This is a genomic window from Streptomyces sp. NPDC051738, from assembly GCF_044453205.1.
Lineage (GTDB): Bacteria > Actinomycetota > Actinomycetes > Streptomycetales > Streptomycetaceae > Streptomyces.
Map to the genome: position 1 here is coordinate 399,228 of NZ_JBITCM010000002.1, position 13,372 is coordinate 412,599.

12 protein-coding genes are annotated in these 13,372 nt (G+C 70.6%); 4 read left to right on the plus strand and 8 right to left on the minus strand.

Annotated features, from left to right (window positions below):
- Positions 1-80 precede the first annotated feature (80 nt).
- The 5 genes from ACIA8X_RS06375 to ACIA8X_RS06395 form a co-directional block, all read right to left on the minus strand.
- Positions 81-905, minus strand: a complete 825-nt coding sequence (locus ACIA8X_RS06375; RefSeq protein ID WP_399457870.1) for an alpha/beta fold hydrolase — start codon at positions 903-905, stop codon at positions 81-83.
- Positions 906-1,202: 297 nt separating this feature from the next.
- Complete coding sequence (locus tag ACIA8X_RS06380) at positions 1,203-1,562, minus strand: hypothetical protein (protein ID WP_393451890.1); 360 nt, start codon at positions 1,560-1,562, stop codon at positions 1,203-1,205.
- 368 nt (positions 1,563-1,930) lie between these two features.
- Positions 1,931-2,731: a sugar phosphate isomerase/epimerase family protein gene (locus tag ACIA8X_RS06385; RefSeq protein WP_399457977.1), complete on the minus strand. Its 801-nt coding sequence runs from the start codon at positions 2,729-2,731 to the stop codon at positions 1,931-1,933.
- A gap of 44 nt (positions 2,732-2,775) precedes the next feature.
- On the minus strand, positions 2,776-3,927 hold the full coding sequence (locus tag ACIA8X_RS06390) for a dihydrodipicolinate synthase family protein (protein WP_393451893.1): 1,152 nt from the start codon (positions 3,925-3,927) through the stop codon (positions 2,776-2,778).
- On the minus strand, positions 3,924-5,081 hold the full coding sequence (locus tag ACIA8X_RS06395) for a Gfo/Idh/MocA family protein (protein ID WP_399457871.1): 1,158 nt from the start codon (positions 5,079-5,081) through the stop codon (positions 3,924-3,926). The genes ACIA8X_RS06390 and ACIA8X_RS06395 overlap by 4 nt, the downstream gene beginning before the upstream one ends.
- Positions 5,082-5,449: 368 nt before the next feature.
- Here ACIA8X_RS06395 and ACIA8X_RS06400 point away from each other — a divergent pair, with 368 nt between their 5' ends.
- On the plus strand, positions 5,450-6,499 hold the full coding sequence (locus tag ACIA8X_RS06400; RefSeq protein ID WP_393451899.1) for a LacI family DNA-binding transcriptional regulator: 1,050 nt from the start codon (positions 5,450-5,452) through the stop codon (positions 6,497-6,499).
- 140 nt (positions 6,500-6,639) lie between these two features.
- On the opposite strand, the gene ACIA8X_RS06405 is transcribed toward ACIA8X_RS06400, so the two are convergent.
- Complete coding sequence (locus ACIA8X_RS06405; protein ID WP_393451902.1) at positions 6,640-8,568, minus strand: zinc ribbon domain-containing protein; 1,929 nt, start codon at positions 8,566-8,568, stop codon at positions 6,640-6,642.
- Between the two features lie 450 nt (positions 8,569-9,018).
- Here ACIA8X_RS06405 and ACIA8X_RS06410 point away from each other — a divergent pair, with 450 nt between their 5' ends.
- Positions 9,019-9,951 carry a GNAT family N-acetyltransferase gene (locus tag ACIA8X_RS06410; protein ID WP_399457872.1) on the plus strand — a complete coding sequence of 311 codons (933 nt, stop codon included), beginning with the start codon at positions 9,019-9,021 and terminating at the stop codon, positions 9,949-9,951.
- A gap of 95 nt (positions 9,952-10,046) precedes the next feature.
- Positions 10,047-10,847, plus strand: coding sequence for a sugar phosphate isomerase/epimerase family protein (locus ACIA8X_RS06415; protein ID WP_399457873.1), 801 nt, complete (start codon positions 10,047-10,049; stop codon positions 10,845-10,847).
- Between the two features lie 49 nt (positions 10,848-10,896).
- On the opposite strand, the gene ACIA8X_RS06420 is transcribed toward ACIA8X_RS06415, so the two are convergent.
- Positions 10,897-11,304, minus strand: coding sequence for a VOC family protein (locus ACIA8X_RS06420; RefSeq protein ID WP_393451911.1), 408 nt, complete (start codon positions 11,302-11,304; stop codon positions 10,897-10,899).
- 136 nt (positions 11,305-11,440) lie between these two features.
- On the opposite strand from ACIA8X_RS06420, the gene ACIA8X_RS06425 reads away from it, so the two are divergent.
- Positions 11,441-12,739 (plus strand): MFS transporter, encoded by a 1,299-nt coding sequence (locus ACIA8X_RS06425; RefSeq protein WP_399457874.1) that lies wholly within the window; start codon positions 11,441-11,443, stop codon positions 12,737-12,739.
- Here the strand turns inward: ACIA8X_RS06425 and ACIA8X_RS06430 are convergent.
- Positions 12,720-13,301: an RBBP9/YdeN family alpha/beta hydrolase gene (locus ACIA8X_RS06430; RefSeq protein WP_399457875.1), complete on the minus strand. Its 582-nt coding sequence runs from the start codon at positions 13,299-13,301 to the stop codon at positions 12,720-12,722. The genes ACIA8X_RS06425 and ACIA8X_RS06430 overlap by 20 nt on opposite strands.
- Positions 13,302-13,372 lie beyond the last annotated feature (71 nt).

Here is a 13,372-nt window from a genome sequence, read left to right on the forward strand (position 1 = left end):
CCTTGACCAAGGGAGTTTCACGAGGCACATCTCACACTTCCGCCACAGCCACCCCACGGTTCACCCACTGCAAGACCACATCAACTGCACATCGCGCGAGTTGCCTCAGCGACGCCGACCCGCCCCCACAGTTCACGCAAAGCGGCGTTCACCGCAGCGGGCTGCTGGGTGTGCGGGTAGTAGCCGGGCACGCGCAGCAGTCGGGCGCCGACGGTGTCGGTCACGGCCTCGGCGCAGGCGATCAGCGGTTCGCCCGCGTACGTGCGGTACAGCTCCGGCGCGTCCTGCCAGGTCCCGCAGATCACCAGCGTCGGCCACGGAGCGTCCCGCAACGGTTCCAACGGCACCTCCGCTTCCCACACCGGCCGTTCGCGCATCGAGGTGGCCACGGCGCGCAGGCGCTCCGGGGTCGGCTCGGGCATGGCCATCCCGAGGCCCTCCGTGGACGCGCGCAGGTACTGCTCCGGGGTGACCGAATCCGGCACACCGGCACTGTCTCGTACCCGCTCCAGCATCGCCTTGACCACCGGGTGGCCGGCGGCCGCGGAGAACGCGGCAGGCTGGATCAGGGTGAGGGAGCGTACGAGGTCGGGGCGGCGCCCGGCGGCGAGCATGGCCGCCAGGCCGCCGTTGCCGTGGCCGACCAGGTGGGCGCCGCCGTCCTGCCGGGCCAGCAGCTCCACCAGGTCGTCGGCGTCGGTCTCGAAGTCGCTGCGCTCGGTGTCGGGGCTGCCGCCGTAGCCGCGCCGGTCCGCCAGGAGCAGGCGGTAGTTGTCGGCCAGTGGTCGCTGGGCCGCGAACCCGTACGCCTCGTCACTGCCCCACGTGAAGATGTTGTGCGCGAAGACGGAGGGAACTCCCTCGCCGCCGGTCTCATCCCACACCGTCACATGGAGGGTCGTCATCAGCGATCTTCCTTTCCCGTTTCCGTTCCCGTTCCCGTTCCCAGTCCTGGTCCAGCGGCGTCCAGCCGTGCCCCTCTACTCTCCGCTCTACTCTCCGCGACCCGTTTGACGTCCACCAAGGGATCTCTGAGACAACCGGCGACGTACCGCGCTTCGGAACTCCCGGCAATGGCGTTCGATGTGGCAGCGTGGGACAAGGCAGGCGGCGAGGCCGAGGAAGGCTTCGCGCCATACGGCCCCAACGACACCTGCCCCACCCCGGATCGGACGGGGTGGGGCAGGTTTCTTCACCAGGGGTCAGCCGACGACAACCGCGATCGACTTGGACACCGCCTTGCCGTCCTTGACGCGCAGCACCTCGCGGCCCTTCTCCTGCAGCTTGCTGCTGAGCTTGTAGGCGGCCTTGTTGACCTTCGCGGTCGCGGGCAGGGACACCCACTTGGTTCCGTGCTTCACCTGGAGCGTGACCGTGCTGCCGTCCTTGAGGCCGGCGGTCTTGCCCGTGAAGGTGACGGGGTCGCCGAGCTTCACCTTGGTGGAGCTCGCCTTCACGGTGATGCTGGACACCGGGGCGGCGGGCGCGGCGACAGCGGCGGAAGCGCCGCCGGCGATGAGCACGGCGGAGAGCGCGGCGACGGTTGCTACACGCTTGTTCACAGGAAACTCCTTGGCTTTTCTGGATTTCAGAGAAGACTCACAGAATCGCTTCCCTAATCCATCTCTCAGCTTCCTCTCATGGCGAGAGGAGCCCATTCAGCCGCGCGCTCGAGCGTTCGCTCTCCCTTGCGGTGGGCCCGATCATAAGCACATGACCTGGGGGTACGCGGTTCCCGACGGTTTCGAAAAGTAAAACTCGACAGCAAAATCACAGGGATTTGCACTCCCTTTGCAGGGTCTATCTGCGGTTATTAGCGAGGGCTGTGCAAAGGGAACTCTCACAAACCTGATCCGGACATGGAACTGCCCCGCCCGGACAAAATCGCCGATGCGGGGCAGATCGCGCGGATCGCCGAGGCTACCGCCGGTTACCGGATGACGTGCTCCATGAACCGCGACGCCGTCTCCGCGAGGACCTCGCGCCCGTCCCGCGCCCACAGCCCGTCGTTGAACAGCTCGACCTCGATGGCGCCGGTGTAGCCCGCCGCCTCCACGTACCCCTTCCACTCCCGCATGTCGATCGCACCGTCCCCGATCTGACCGCGCCCGGTGAGCACGCCCTCGGGCAAGGGGGTCGTCCAGTCGGCGAGCTGGAAGGTATGGATACGGCCGCCTGCCCCCGCGCGGGCGATCTGCTCGGGCGCGGTGTCGTCCCACCAGATGTGGTACGTGTCCACCGTGACGCCGACCTGCTGGGCCGGGAAGCGTTCCGCGAGGTCCAGGGCCTGGGCCAGGGTCGACACCACGCACCGGTCGGAGGCGTACATCGGGTGCAGCGGCTCGATGGCCAGCTTCACCCCGCGCTCCTCGGCGTACGGGCCCAGCTCGCCCAGCGCGTCGGCGATCCGCTCCCGCGCGCCGTGCAGGTCCCTGGAGCCGGCGGGCAGGCCGCCGGACACCAGCACCAGTACGTCCGTGCCCAGCGTCGCTGCCTCGTCGACGGCCCGGCGGTTGTCGTCCAGCGCCTTCGCCCGCTCGTCCGGGTCGATCGCGGTGAAGAAGCCGCCGCGGCAGAGGGTGGTGACCGTCAGGCCCGCGTCACGGACCAGCTTGGCCGTCGCCTCCAGGCCGTACGACTCGACGGGTTCGCGCCACAGGCCGACGTTGCCGATGCCCAACCGGCCGCATTCCTCGACCAGTTCGGGCATCGACAGCTGCTTGACGGTCATCTGGTTGATGGAGAAACGGGCGAGATCGGCGGGATCCGTGGCGCTCACTGGGCGACTCCGTACAGCGACAGCAGGTTCTTCATCCGCTCCTCGGCCAGCTTCGGGTCCGGGAACAGGCCCAGTCCGTCGGCGAGTTCGTAGGCGCGGGCGAAGTGCGGGAGGGAGCGGGCCGACTGCAGGCCGCCGACCATGGTGAAGTGCGACTGGTGGCCGGCCAGCCAGGCCAGGAAGACCACGCCCGTCTTGTAGAAGCGGGTGGGGGTCTGGAAGAGGTGGCGGGACAGTTCGACGGTCGGGTCCAGCAGCTCCCGGAACCCGGCCACGTTCCCCGTGTCCAGCACCCGGACCGCCTCCGCCGCCAGCGGCCCCAGCGGGTCGAAGATGCCGAGCAGGGCGTGGCTGAAACCCTTCTCGTCGCCGGCGATCAGCTCGGGGTAGTTGAAGTCGTCGCCCGTGTAGCAGCGCACACCCTGCGGGAGGCGTCGGCGGATGTCGATCTCCCGCTGAGCGTCCAGCAGCGACACCTTGATGCCGTCGACCTTGTCAGGGTGCGCGGCGATGACCTCCAGGAAGGTGTCCGTGGCCGCGTCCAGGTCGCTCGACCCCCAGTAGCCCTCCAGGGCCGGGTCGAACATCGGGCCCAGCCAGTGCAGGATCACCGGCTCGGCGGACTGGCGCAGGAGGTGGCCGTAGACCTCCAGGTAGTCCTCGGGGCCGGAGGCGGCCGCGGCCAGCGCCCGCGAGGCCATCAGGATGGCCTGCGCGCCGGACTCCTCCACGAGGGCGAGCTGCTCCTCGTAGGCCGCCCGGACCTCCACGAGAGACCCGGCGGTGATCTGGTCGGTGCCGACACCGCAGGCGATCAGCCCGCCGACCGACTTGGCCTCGGCGGCGCTACGGCGGATCAGCTCGGCCGCGCCCGCCCAGTCCAGGCCCATCCCGCGCTGGGCGGTGTCCATCGCCTCGGCGACACCGAGCCCGTGCGACCACAGGTGGCGGCGGAAGGCGAGGGTGGCGTCCCAGTCGACGGCGGCGGGCGAGTCGGGCGACACGTCGGCGTACGGGTCGGCGACGACGTGCGCCGCGGAGTAGACCGTACGGGAGCTGAAGGGCGCGCCCGGAGTGACGGCCAGGGGTTCCGGGCGGGGGTCGTATGCCCTCAACCCGCCCTTGAAGTCGGGGAGTTGGATGGTCACAGCGCGATCTCCGGCACGTCGAGACGGCGGCCCTCGGCCGAGGACTTCAGGCCCAGCTCGGCGAGCTGGACGCCGCGGGCGCCGGCGAGGAGGTCCCAGTGGTAGGGGGCGTCGGCGTAGACGTGCTTGAGGAACAGCTCCCACTGGGCCTTGAAGCCGTTGTCGAAGTCGGCGTTGTCCGGGACCTCCTGCCACTGGTCGCGGAAGGAGTAGGTGGCCGGGATGTCCGGGTTCCAGACCGGCTTGGGGGTGAGGGAACGGTGCTGGACGCGGCAGTTGCGCAGACCTGCGACCGCGGACCCTTCCGTCCCGTCGACCTGGAACTCCACCAGCTCGTCGCGGTTGACGCGCACGGCCCAGCTGGAGTTGATCTGGGCGATGGCGCCGCCGTCGAGCTCGAAGATGCCGTAGGCGGCGTCGTCGGCGGTGGCGTCGTAGGGCTTGTCGTCCTCGTCCCAGCGCTGCGGGATGTGGGTGGTGGCGATGGCCTGGACGGACTTCACCCGGCCGAAGAGCTCGTGGAGGACGTACTCCCAGTGCGGGAACATGTCGACGACGATGCCGCCGCCGTCCTCGGAGCGGTAGTTCCAGGAGGGGCGCTGGGCGCTCTGCCAGTCGCCCTCGAAGACCCAGTAGCCGAACTCGCCGCGGATGGAGAGGATCCGTCCGAAGAAGCCCCCGTCGATGAGCCGCTTCAGCTTCAGCAGCCCCGGCAGGAAGAGCTTGTCCTGGACGACGCCGTGCTTGATGCCGGCCTCGTTGGCCAGGCGCGCGAGCTCCAGGGCGCCCTCCAGACCGGTGGCCGTGGGCTTCTCGGTGTAGATGTGCTTGCCGGCGGCGATCGCCTTCTTGATCGCCTCCTCACGGGCGGAGGTGACCTGGGCGTCGAAGTAGATCTCGACGGTCGGGTCGGCGAGGACCGCGTCGACGTCGGTCGAGATGTTCTCCGGGTCCAGGCCGTGCTGCTCGGCGAGCGCCTTCAGCGCGTGCTCGCGGCGGCCGACCAGGATCGGCTCGGGCCACAGCACGGTGCCGTCGCCGAGGTCGAGTCCGCCCTGCTCGCGGAGGGCCAGGATGGAGCGGACCAGGTGCTGGCGGTAGCCCATGCGCCCCGTCACACCGTTCATGGCGATACGCACCGTCTTGCGTGTCACGTCGTTCCCTTCGTACGCGGGGTCTGCGCCGCGTACGCCCCTGTCTTTCAACTGGCGAGCGTCACAGCAAGCGCTTTCTATGTCATTAGAAGCTAGCCTCTGAACAGCGGTCTGGACAAGACCGTGACCAGCCTGAGTTGTTCGAGGGGACGAACAACAGGGGTTATTGGCCGTATGGTCTGCTCGGCACACACGGAACCGTGGGCGTGGGCGGCCTGTCTACGTGGGCGTAAGGCTGTCTGTGAGTACGTGGGCGCGAGCCTGCCTGTGAGTACCTGGGCGCGAGCCCGTGTGAGTACGTGGGCGCGAGCCTGTCCGTGAGCACGTAACGAGGTGTACGACGAGATGCACGACCGGAGGACGACGAGATGACGGTGACCCTGGCGGACGTGGCGGCCCGCGCCCAGGTCTCCCCCGCGACGGTGTCGCGCGTACTGAACGGGAACTACCCCGTGGCCGCCACCACCCGTGAGCGGGTGCTGCGGGCGGTCGACGAGCTGGACTACGTGCTGAACGGGCCGGCGAGTGCGCTCGCCGCGGCCACGTCCGACCTGGTCGGCATCCTGGTCAACGACATCGCCGACCCCTTCTTCGGGATCATGGCGAGCGCCATCCAGTTGGAGATCGGCGGGCCGGGCGGCCGCGCGGGCGGTGAGCGGCTGGCGGTGGTCTGCAACACGGGCGGCTCGCCGGAGCGGGAGCTGACGTATCTCACCCTGCTGCAGCGGCAGCGGGCCGCGGCGGTCGTGCTGACCGGCGGCGCCGTGGAGGACGCGCCGCACGCCGCGGCGGTGGCCGCGAAGCTCCGCAAGCTGGCGGACGCCGGTACGAAGGTGGTGCTCTGCGGACGGCCGCCGGCGCCGGACACGGGCGCGATCGCGCTGACCTTCGACAACCGCGGGGGCGGCCGTGAGCTGACCGAGCACCTCATCGGGCTCGGGCATCGACGGCTTGGCTACATCGCGGGCCCTCAGGAGCGCACGACGACCCGCCACCGCCTGGAGGGCCACCGCGCCGCACTGGAGGCACACGGCATCGAGGAGGACCCCCGGTGGTCGGTGTACGGGCGCTATGACCGGCAGTCGGGCTACGAGGCCACCCTGGAGCTGCTGCGCCGGGATCCGTCCCTGACGGCCGTGGTCGCGGCGAACGACTCCGTCGCGCTAGGCGCGTGCGCGGCCCTGCGGGACTCCGGGCTGCGGATTCCGGACGACGTTTCGGTGGCGGGCTTCGACGACCTTCCGTTCAGCATCGACGCGGTGCCTTCCCTTACGACGGTGAGGTTGCCGTTGGCGGAGGCGGGGGCGCGGGCCGGGCGGATCGCCATGGGGCGGGAGGATGCGCCGCCTGGGGGGATCGCGACGATTCGGGGGGAGTTGATGGTTCGGGGGTCTTCTGGGGGGCCTCGCGTTTCCTGAGGCGTGAGGCGGGCCGGGTATCGCTTGCTTCCGAGGAAGGTGTGCGGTGCCGGGGCGTGATCTTCGTTCATCAGTACGGCTGTTGTGCTGCCACACCGGCACGCACCCGCCGAATCCCTGGCTCCGCATCACCGAGTTCATCAGCGTCTCTGATCAGCCAAGCGATCCCACGCAGGAAGTAGGTCCTGGGCAGGTTCTGCCCACCATGGAGGGGAAGCGTGGGCGTGCAGGTGGAAGCCCGCTCCCAGTGCAGCTCCTCGTGGCCAATGTCGGCAGGTGGCGGGTGTGCTGATCGTCGTCACGCCCTGGTGCCGGTGGGCTGCGCGGGGCAGCCCGGTCCGGCCCGTGTGGGCGTGTCCCTCCGGACGCTTGCCCGCCGTGCCGCAGTGGTCGGCGGGGGAGGGTGCCCTGCGTCGCCTGGGCGCGGGGCGTGAGGGACGAGGCCGGGTGGGTCCGGTCTTCGACCGGTCCCGGCCGGTCTTCGTGGTGGTCGGAGTGACCACAGCTTGAACTTCGAGCGTGTCGACCACCGAGCGGATGACCATGGCGCCGGTGGCGCGGTCAGTCACGGTCTGCGTCTGGTGTGTTAGGCCACGTGCCGCGATGCGCTGCCACGCGCCGGTGTCGCGGTCGCCTTGCCAGCGACAGGAGCCGCAGATGGCCCACTTCCAGCCGGGTGTGGTGGGTCGGTCGGGAGATCTGCTGTGCCGCAGCGGGAACATGCACTGGGGGCAGTGCTTCGAGGTGTTCCGAGCCGGGACCATCACCACGGCGATGCCAACCTCTGCGGCCAGGTGGCGCATCAGGTACACGATCTGCCCGCGAACCTGCTGAGACAGGCGGGTGTTCATCGTGCGCCCCATACCCTTGGCCTCCATCGACCGCAGGTCTTCGACATAGATCACAGTCACGGAGGCAGCGATGGCCTGGTCGACGGCCCAGCGGGCAGCGGCCCGGGCCAAGGCGTCGTTGAGGTGGGAGCGGCGGTTGGAGACATGCCGGATCTCATCGTCGAGCACCTCGCGCTTCGCGGTCAGAGCGTGCTGATCGTCTCCTGCGATGAGCCGCTGGTACTGGTCGAATTTGGCGTGCAGGTACTCGCTCTCACGCCGCAGGCGGTGCTGTTTGGCGAGGATACCGGCGGCACGGAACATCCCCCCGCTGCCGAGAGCCGTGATCACGCCATTGTCCCCGAGCCGGATAACACCCGCGCTGAGCAGGGTGTTCAGGCCCCAGTCCACGCCTAGCGCGATCGTGTGCCCGGTGCGGGCTGTCTTCGGTACGGCGTAGGTGCATGCAATATCTGCCAGCACCCGGCCGTGGTGGATGCGTAGGGTGGGCAGGTGAAGGACCGCATCCGCCGGGATCGTTGGCGGCAGCGTGATAGGGCAGGCGACCCACGTCCACTCCCCGTAGGAGCACGGATCGGCGCGGGTAGGCAGCTGCAACCGCAGCAGCGCCCGGCCCGGCCCGGTCTCATGCCGTTCGATGGTGGCCTGCTGGCTGTCGCACGCCGACAGCAGCAGCATCCGCGCGACACGGGGCTTCGACTCCAGTTCGAATAAATCGGCCGGGAGCCGCCCGCGCCGTCGCTCGAAGGCGGCGGCCTGCCGGGTACGGGACTTGATCACGCTGGACGGCAGAGACCACCCGCCCGGAACCGCCTCGCGCACCGCATCCCACTCCTCAGCAGTGCGCCTGGCCGGATCGGCAGGCCACGTGGCGAGAACACCGGCGGTCAGGTCGGCCCGCCACTTCGCCGACCGCAGCGCCCGCCCGGCCGCCTCCTGTGCCATGCGAACAATTCGGTCGTTGACCTTCACAGCTTCGGGCGCGTTCACGGTCCAGCCGAGGCGGCGCAGCGCCATCCACGCATTGGACGGCAACTTCCTGCCGCCGGCGTCTTCACCCGAAGCCAGCGCGTCCACATCTGCGGGGTTCCAGTGCTCGGCCAGCAGCTTGCCGACCATGCCGCACGCCAGATCTGCAGCCCAGCCGACACGCTCAGCCAGCACAGAAACAGGAAGGAGTTCGCCGGTCTCCTCATCCACACCAGTGCGCAGGACCATGTGGGCACAGGCAGTCCGGGATGCCTCGCCCGCGGCAAGCGGCAGCTTCCGACTCACCGATACCCCCTCCCCACCCATGATGCTGTCATCCGATCAACGACACACTCCGTGAAGGGTCACGCATTCGATCTACACACTTGTGTCCGACGCCCCCATCCGGCACCACCCTGACGCCGACACGCCCGGGTTGCGGGAATCCGAGGGCGGCGACCTGGCGATGATGGGCAGCCCCACCCTCGTCCGGACCCTCATCCAGGAGGGCCTGGTCGACCACCGCCAAGACGGGCGCCCAGGTGTGCGTCTACCGGCCCGCCACCGAGGGCCAGCCGCCGAGGGTAGCCACCGAGGGGTAGCCGTGCAGGCGCGGGCGTCCTAGGCTCGACATGGCGATATCTCTGACTGAGTCAAACATCTGAGTCAAGCATCCGAAGCATCCGGGGATCGACGACCATGACCGTCCACGACATCCGCGCCTTCAACCGCTTCTACACGAACGTCATCGGCGCCCTCGACTACAGCCGCCAGCTCTACGCCCCGTACACCCTCACCGAGTCCCGCGTCCTGTACGAGCTCGCGCACTCCCCGCGTACGGACGCGGCCGACCTGCGGGCCGAGCTCTCGCTGGACGCGGGGTATCTGAGCCGGATACTGAACAAGTTCGAGCAGGACGGGCTCATCGAGCGCACGGCCTCCCGGCACGATCCGCGGCGCCGGCGCGTCACGCTCACCGCGCGCGGCCGGGAGACCGGCAAGCTGCTGGAGGAGCGGGCGAACGAATCGGTCGGTTCGCTGCTGTCGACCGTGCCGGCAACGGAACGGCCGCGCCTCGCCGAGGCGATGACGACCGTACGCACCATCCTGTCCCACCGCCGCCCTCCCCGCCGCGAGGACGTCCTGCTGCGCGAGCCCGGCCCCGGCGACCTCGGCTGGATCGTGCAGCGCAACGCCGCGCTGTACGCCGCCGAGTACGGCTTCAACGCCGACTACGAGGGGCTCGTGGCGAGGATCGTCGCGGACTTCGCGGAGGATCACGATCCGCATCTGGAGCGGGTGTGGATCGCCGAGCTGGACGGGCGGCCGGTGGGCTGTGTGATGTGCGTACGGGACGAGGCGCCCGGCACGGCCCGGCTGCGGCTGCTCCTGGTCGAGCCCGACGCCCGCGGCCTCGGCATCGGCGACCGGCTGGTCACCGCGGTCGTCGACTTCGCCCGCGGGGTCGGCTACCGCGACCTCGTCCTGTGGACCAACGACGTCCTGGCCGCCGCCCGCCGCCTCTACCAGCGCCACGGCTTCGTCCTCACCGCCGAGAAACCCCACCGCTCCTTCGGCACGGACCTGAACGGCCAGGACTGGCGCCTGGACCTGCACGGCACACAGGAGTGAGATCACCGGTACGGGGCAGGAGGTGACAGGTCCGGAGCGCCCCCGGCCCGCCTGCCGGATGGGCGTGCCCTCGTTTCCCTGGCAAGGTGGGATCCATGAAACTGGCGTTCTCCACCCTCGGCGTCCCCGGTCTCCCCCTCCCCGACGTGCTGCGGCTGGCGACCGCCCACGGGTATCACGGCGTCGAGCTGCGCACGCACCCGGAGGAGCCGGTGCATCTGGGCCTCGGCCCCGCCGAACGGGCCGATGTGGCGGCCGAGTTCAAGGCCGCCGGTGTCGAGCTGCTGGGCCTGGCGGGGTACACCCGGGTCGCCGCGCCCGGTGACGACGGGCCCGTGATCGAGGAGATGCGCAGGCTCGTCGACCTCGCCCACGACCTCGGCGCCCCCTTCGTCCGCGTCTTCCCCGGCGCCGACCCCGAGCAGAGCCGGCAGTCGGCGGACGCGATCGCCGCGCGGCGGCTGGGTACGGCCGCGGAGTACGCCGCCGACATGGGCGTACGGATCCTGCTGGAGACCCACGACTCGCACCGCACCGCCGCCGACTCGATCCACGTCCTCGGCCTGGTCGGCCACCGCCACGTCGGTTCGCTGTGGGACGTCATGCACACCTGGCTGGGCGGCGAGCAGCCCTCGGAGAGCTACGCGGCCCTCTCCCCGTACCTCGGCTACGTCCAGGTCAAGGACATCGCCTCCGCCGACGACACGACCCCGATCGCGCTGGGCGCCGGAGTACTGCCCCTCGTCGAGTGCGTGGAGATCCTCTCCCGGCACGGCTGGGACGGCTGGCTGTGCTGGGAGTACGAGAAGCGGTGGTACGAGGACGCCGCCCCGCTCGAAGGACTGCTCGACGCGGGGCGGGAGCACCTGTCGCGCCTGCTGAACGAGTCGGCCTAGGCCCCCACGCCGACGGCCGGGGGCGGGAGAAGACGGGCACCCTCCGCCGTCAGGGGAGAGCCACGAGTTCCACCTCGAAGCCGTCGCTGTTCTCCAGGTAGGCCGCGTAGTGCCGCTCCCCGCCCGCATGCGGATGCCGCTCGGGAAACAGCAGCGTCCAGCCGTTGCCCACCGCCCGTTCCGCCAGGGTGTCGACGGTCTGCCGGTCCCGGACATGGAAGGCGAGGTGGTTCAGGCCGGGCGCGCACCGGTCGTGGCGGGCTGCGGTGAGCGCCGGCGACTGCTCGAAGACGAGGTAGGTAGGACCGAGACGCCAGCTGCGCCCGTTCTCCCAGCTCTGGAAGAGCGTGTAGCCCAGCTCGTGCAGGAGCCACTGCCACGGTGCGACGGCCCGTTCGAGGTCCGGCACCCAGATCTCGAGGTGGTGCAGCGTTCCCGCCGGTGCTTCGGTGGACACAGGTGACCCTCCTCGGCCGATCTTCCTCGGCCGACCTTCCTCGGATCTGCGGAGCATAATTCGCTGGCCCGCGCACGGCCCGCCGTATAGCGTCCCCCCTCGTGCCTGAGCCCACCCCGCGCCCCGCCATGCCCTCATGAGCCTCGCCCGTGCGTTGATCGACGTAGGGCCGCTGCGTAGCTCCCCCGTCTTCCGGCGGCTGCTGATCGGGCGGACCGTTTCCCTGCTCGGTGGCTTCATGACCATGGTGACCGTCATGTACCAGGTCTGGGAGATGACGCACAGCGCGGTCTGGAGCGGTGCGGTCGGGCTGGCGCAGGTGGTGCCCATGGTGGGGGTGGGGCTGCTGGCCGGGGCCTGGGTGGACCGGGGGGACCGGCGGCGGATCTACCTGGTCGCCACCGTCGGGCAGGCGGTGTGCGCGCTGCTGCTCGCGGTGCAGGGCTTCACCGGAGGTGTGCCGGTCGCCGGGATCCTCGCGCTCCTGGCGGCCGGCTCCTGCTTCGGCGCGGTCGGCGGCCCGGCGGCGGGCGTGTTCGTGCCGCGGCTGCTGCCGAAGGAACAGGTGGCGGCGGGGTTGGCCCTCAACCAGGTCACCGGCCAGGCGATGATGCTGCTCGGGCCGGCGCTGGGCGGGCTGTTCCTCGGCTGGTTCGGCATCGGCGTCTGCTACCTGCTGGACGCCCTGAGTTTCGGCCTCGCCTTCTACGGCGCCTTCGGCCTGCCCGCGCTGCCGCCCGAGGGCGAGCCGTCCCGGGCCGGACTGCACGGCGTCCTGGACGGGCTGCGCTTCCTGGCCGGCCACCGGGTGGTGCGCGGCGCGCTGGTCACCGACCTCGCCGCCACCGTCCTCGCCATGCCGGTCAGCCTCTTCCCCCTGGTCAACGCCGAACGCTTCGGCGGCAACCCGCGCACCCTCGGCCTGTTCGTCTCCGCCCTCGCGGTGGGCGGTGTCACGGCGACGGCCCTGTCGGGTTCGGTCACCCGGCTGGGCCGCCCCGGCCCGGTGATGCTGTGCGCTTCGGCGACGTGGGGCGTGGCGCTGGCGCTGTTCGGTCTGGTGGCCGACCCGTGGGCCGGGCTCGGGCTGCTGGTGGTGGCGGGGGCCGCCGACAGCATGGCGGTGGTGTCGCGCACCACGATCGTCCAGACCCGTACTCCCGACGCCCTGCTGGGCCGGGTCACGGCCGCCGAGCAGATCGTCGGCCAGGGAGGCCCGCACCTCGGCAACGTGCGCGGCGGCTTGATCGCCGGCTGGTCGTCCGGCGCGACCGCCCTCGTCACCGGCGGGCTGCTGTGCGTTCTGGCGGTGGCCTACGTCGGCACGAGCACTCCGGAGCTGCGGGACGGGGCGGACAGGGCGGAGGGGGCGGACAGGGCGGACGCGGCAGACGGGGCGAACGCTGCGGACGCGGCTAGTCCTGACGTGCCGTGAGCCGTGCGGCCGGATCCAGGCACCAGTCCAGTACCGCGGGCCACGGCCCGTAGCCGGCGTCCAGGTCGAGGTGAGCGGCGCCGGGGAGGATGTCGGTCGGGAGGGCGAGGGGGTCGCCGTAAACGGAGTCGGCGCCCTCCTCGCAGTACGGGTCGTCGTCGCCGGCGACCAGGCGGGTCGGGCCGGGGAGCGTGAACTCCAGGGACGGCGGGGCGAATTCGGCGACCTCGGGGTGGCGGGCGAGCACGGCGCCGGACGGCGGGGCGACGAGCAGCACGCGGTCCACGGCGGCCGGCCCCGGCAGCCCCCGCGCCACGGCGTGCAGCCACAGCACGGCGGACAGGCTGTGCGCGACGACGACCCGCTCCGACACGGCGGCCGGCGCGCCGAGATGTCGGTCCAACTCGCCCAGCCAGACCCCAAGTTCGGGCTCGTCGGGGTCGGGCAGCTGCGGGTAGGCGACCTGATGGCCCCGCTCGGTGAGACGGTCGGCGAGCCAGTGCTGCCAGTGATCCTTGGGGCGGTGGTTCTGCCAGCCGTGGAGGATGAGGTACGCGGTCATGGCGTCGATGGTTTCCGATCGTCGCCTTACCGGTCCAGCGCCGCCAGGGCCGGATCGGCGGCGTGCCGGTA

What these genes read in the sequence shown, in the direction of transcription:
- ACIA8X_RS06375 (WP_399457870.1), bottom strand. Translation starts at nt 905, where the DNA reads ATGACGACCCTCCATGTGACGGTGTGGGATGAGACCGGCGGCGAGGGA.
- ACIA8X_RS06385 (WP_399457977.1), bottom strand. Translation starts at nt 2,731, where the DNA reads ATGACCGTCAAGCAGCTGTCGATGCCCGAACTGGTCGAGGAATGCGGC.
- ACIA8X_RS06400 (WP_393451899.1), top strand. Translation starts at nt 5,450, where the DNA reads ATGACGGTGACCCTGGCGGACGTGGCGGCCCGCGCCCAGGTCTCCCCC.
- ACIA8X_RS06405 (WP_393451902.1), bottom strand. Translation starts at nt 8,568, where the DNA reads ATGGTCCTGCGCACTGGTGTGGATGAGGAGACCGGCGAACTCCTTCCT.
- ACIA8X_RS06410 (WP_399457872.1), top strand. Translation starts at nt 9,019, where the DNA reads ATGACCGTCCACGACATCCGCGCCTTCAACCGCTTCTACACGAACGTC.
- ACIA8X_RS06415 (WP_399457873.1), top strand. Translation starts at nt 10,047, where the DNA reads ATGAAACTGGCGTTCTCCACCCTCGGCGTCCCCGGTCTCCCCCTCCCC.
- ACIA8X_RS06425 (WP_399457874.1), top strand. Translation starts at nt 11,441, where the DNA reads ATGAGCCTCGCCCGTGCGTTGATCGACGTAGGGCCGCTGCGTAGCTCC.
- ACIA8X_RS06430 (WP_399457875.1), bottom strand. Translation starts at nt 13,301, where the DNA reads ATGACCGCGTACCTCATCCTCCACGGCTGGCAGAACCACCGCCCCAAG.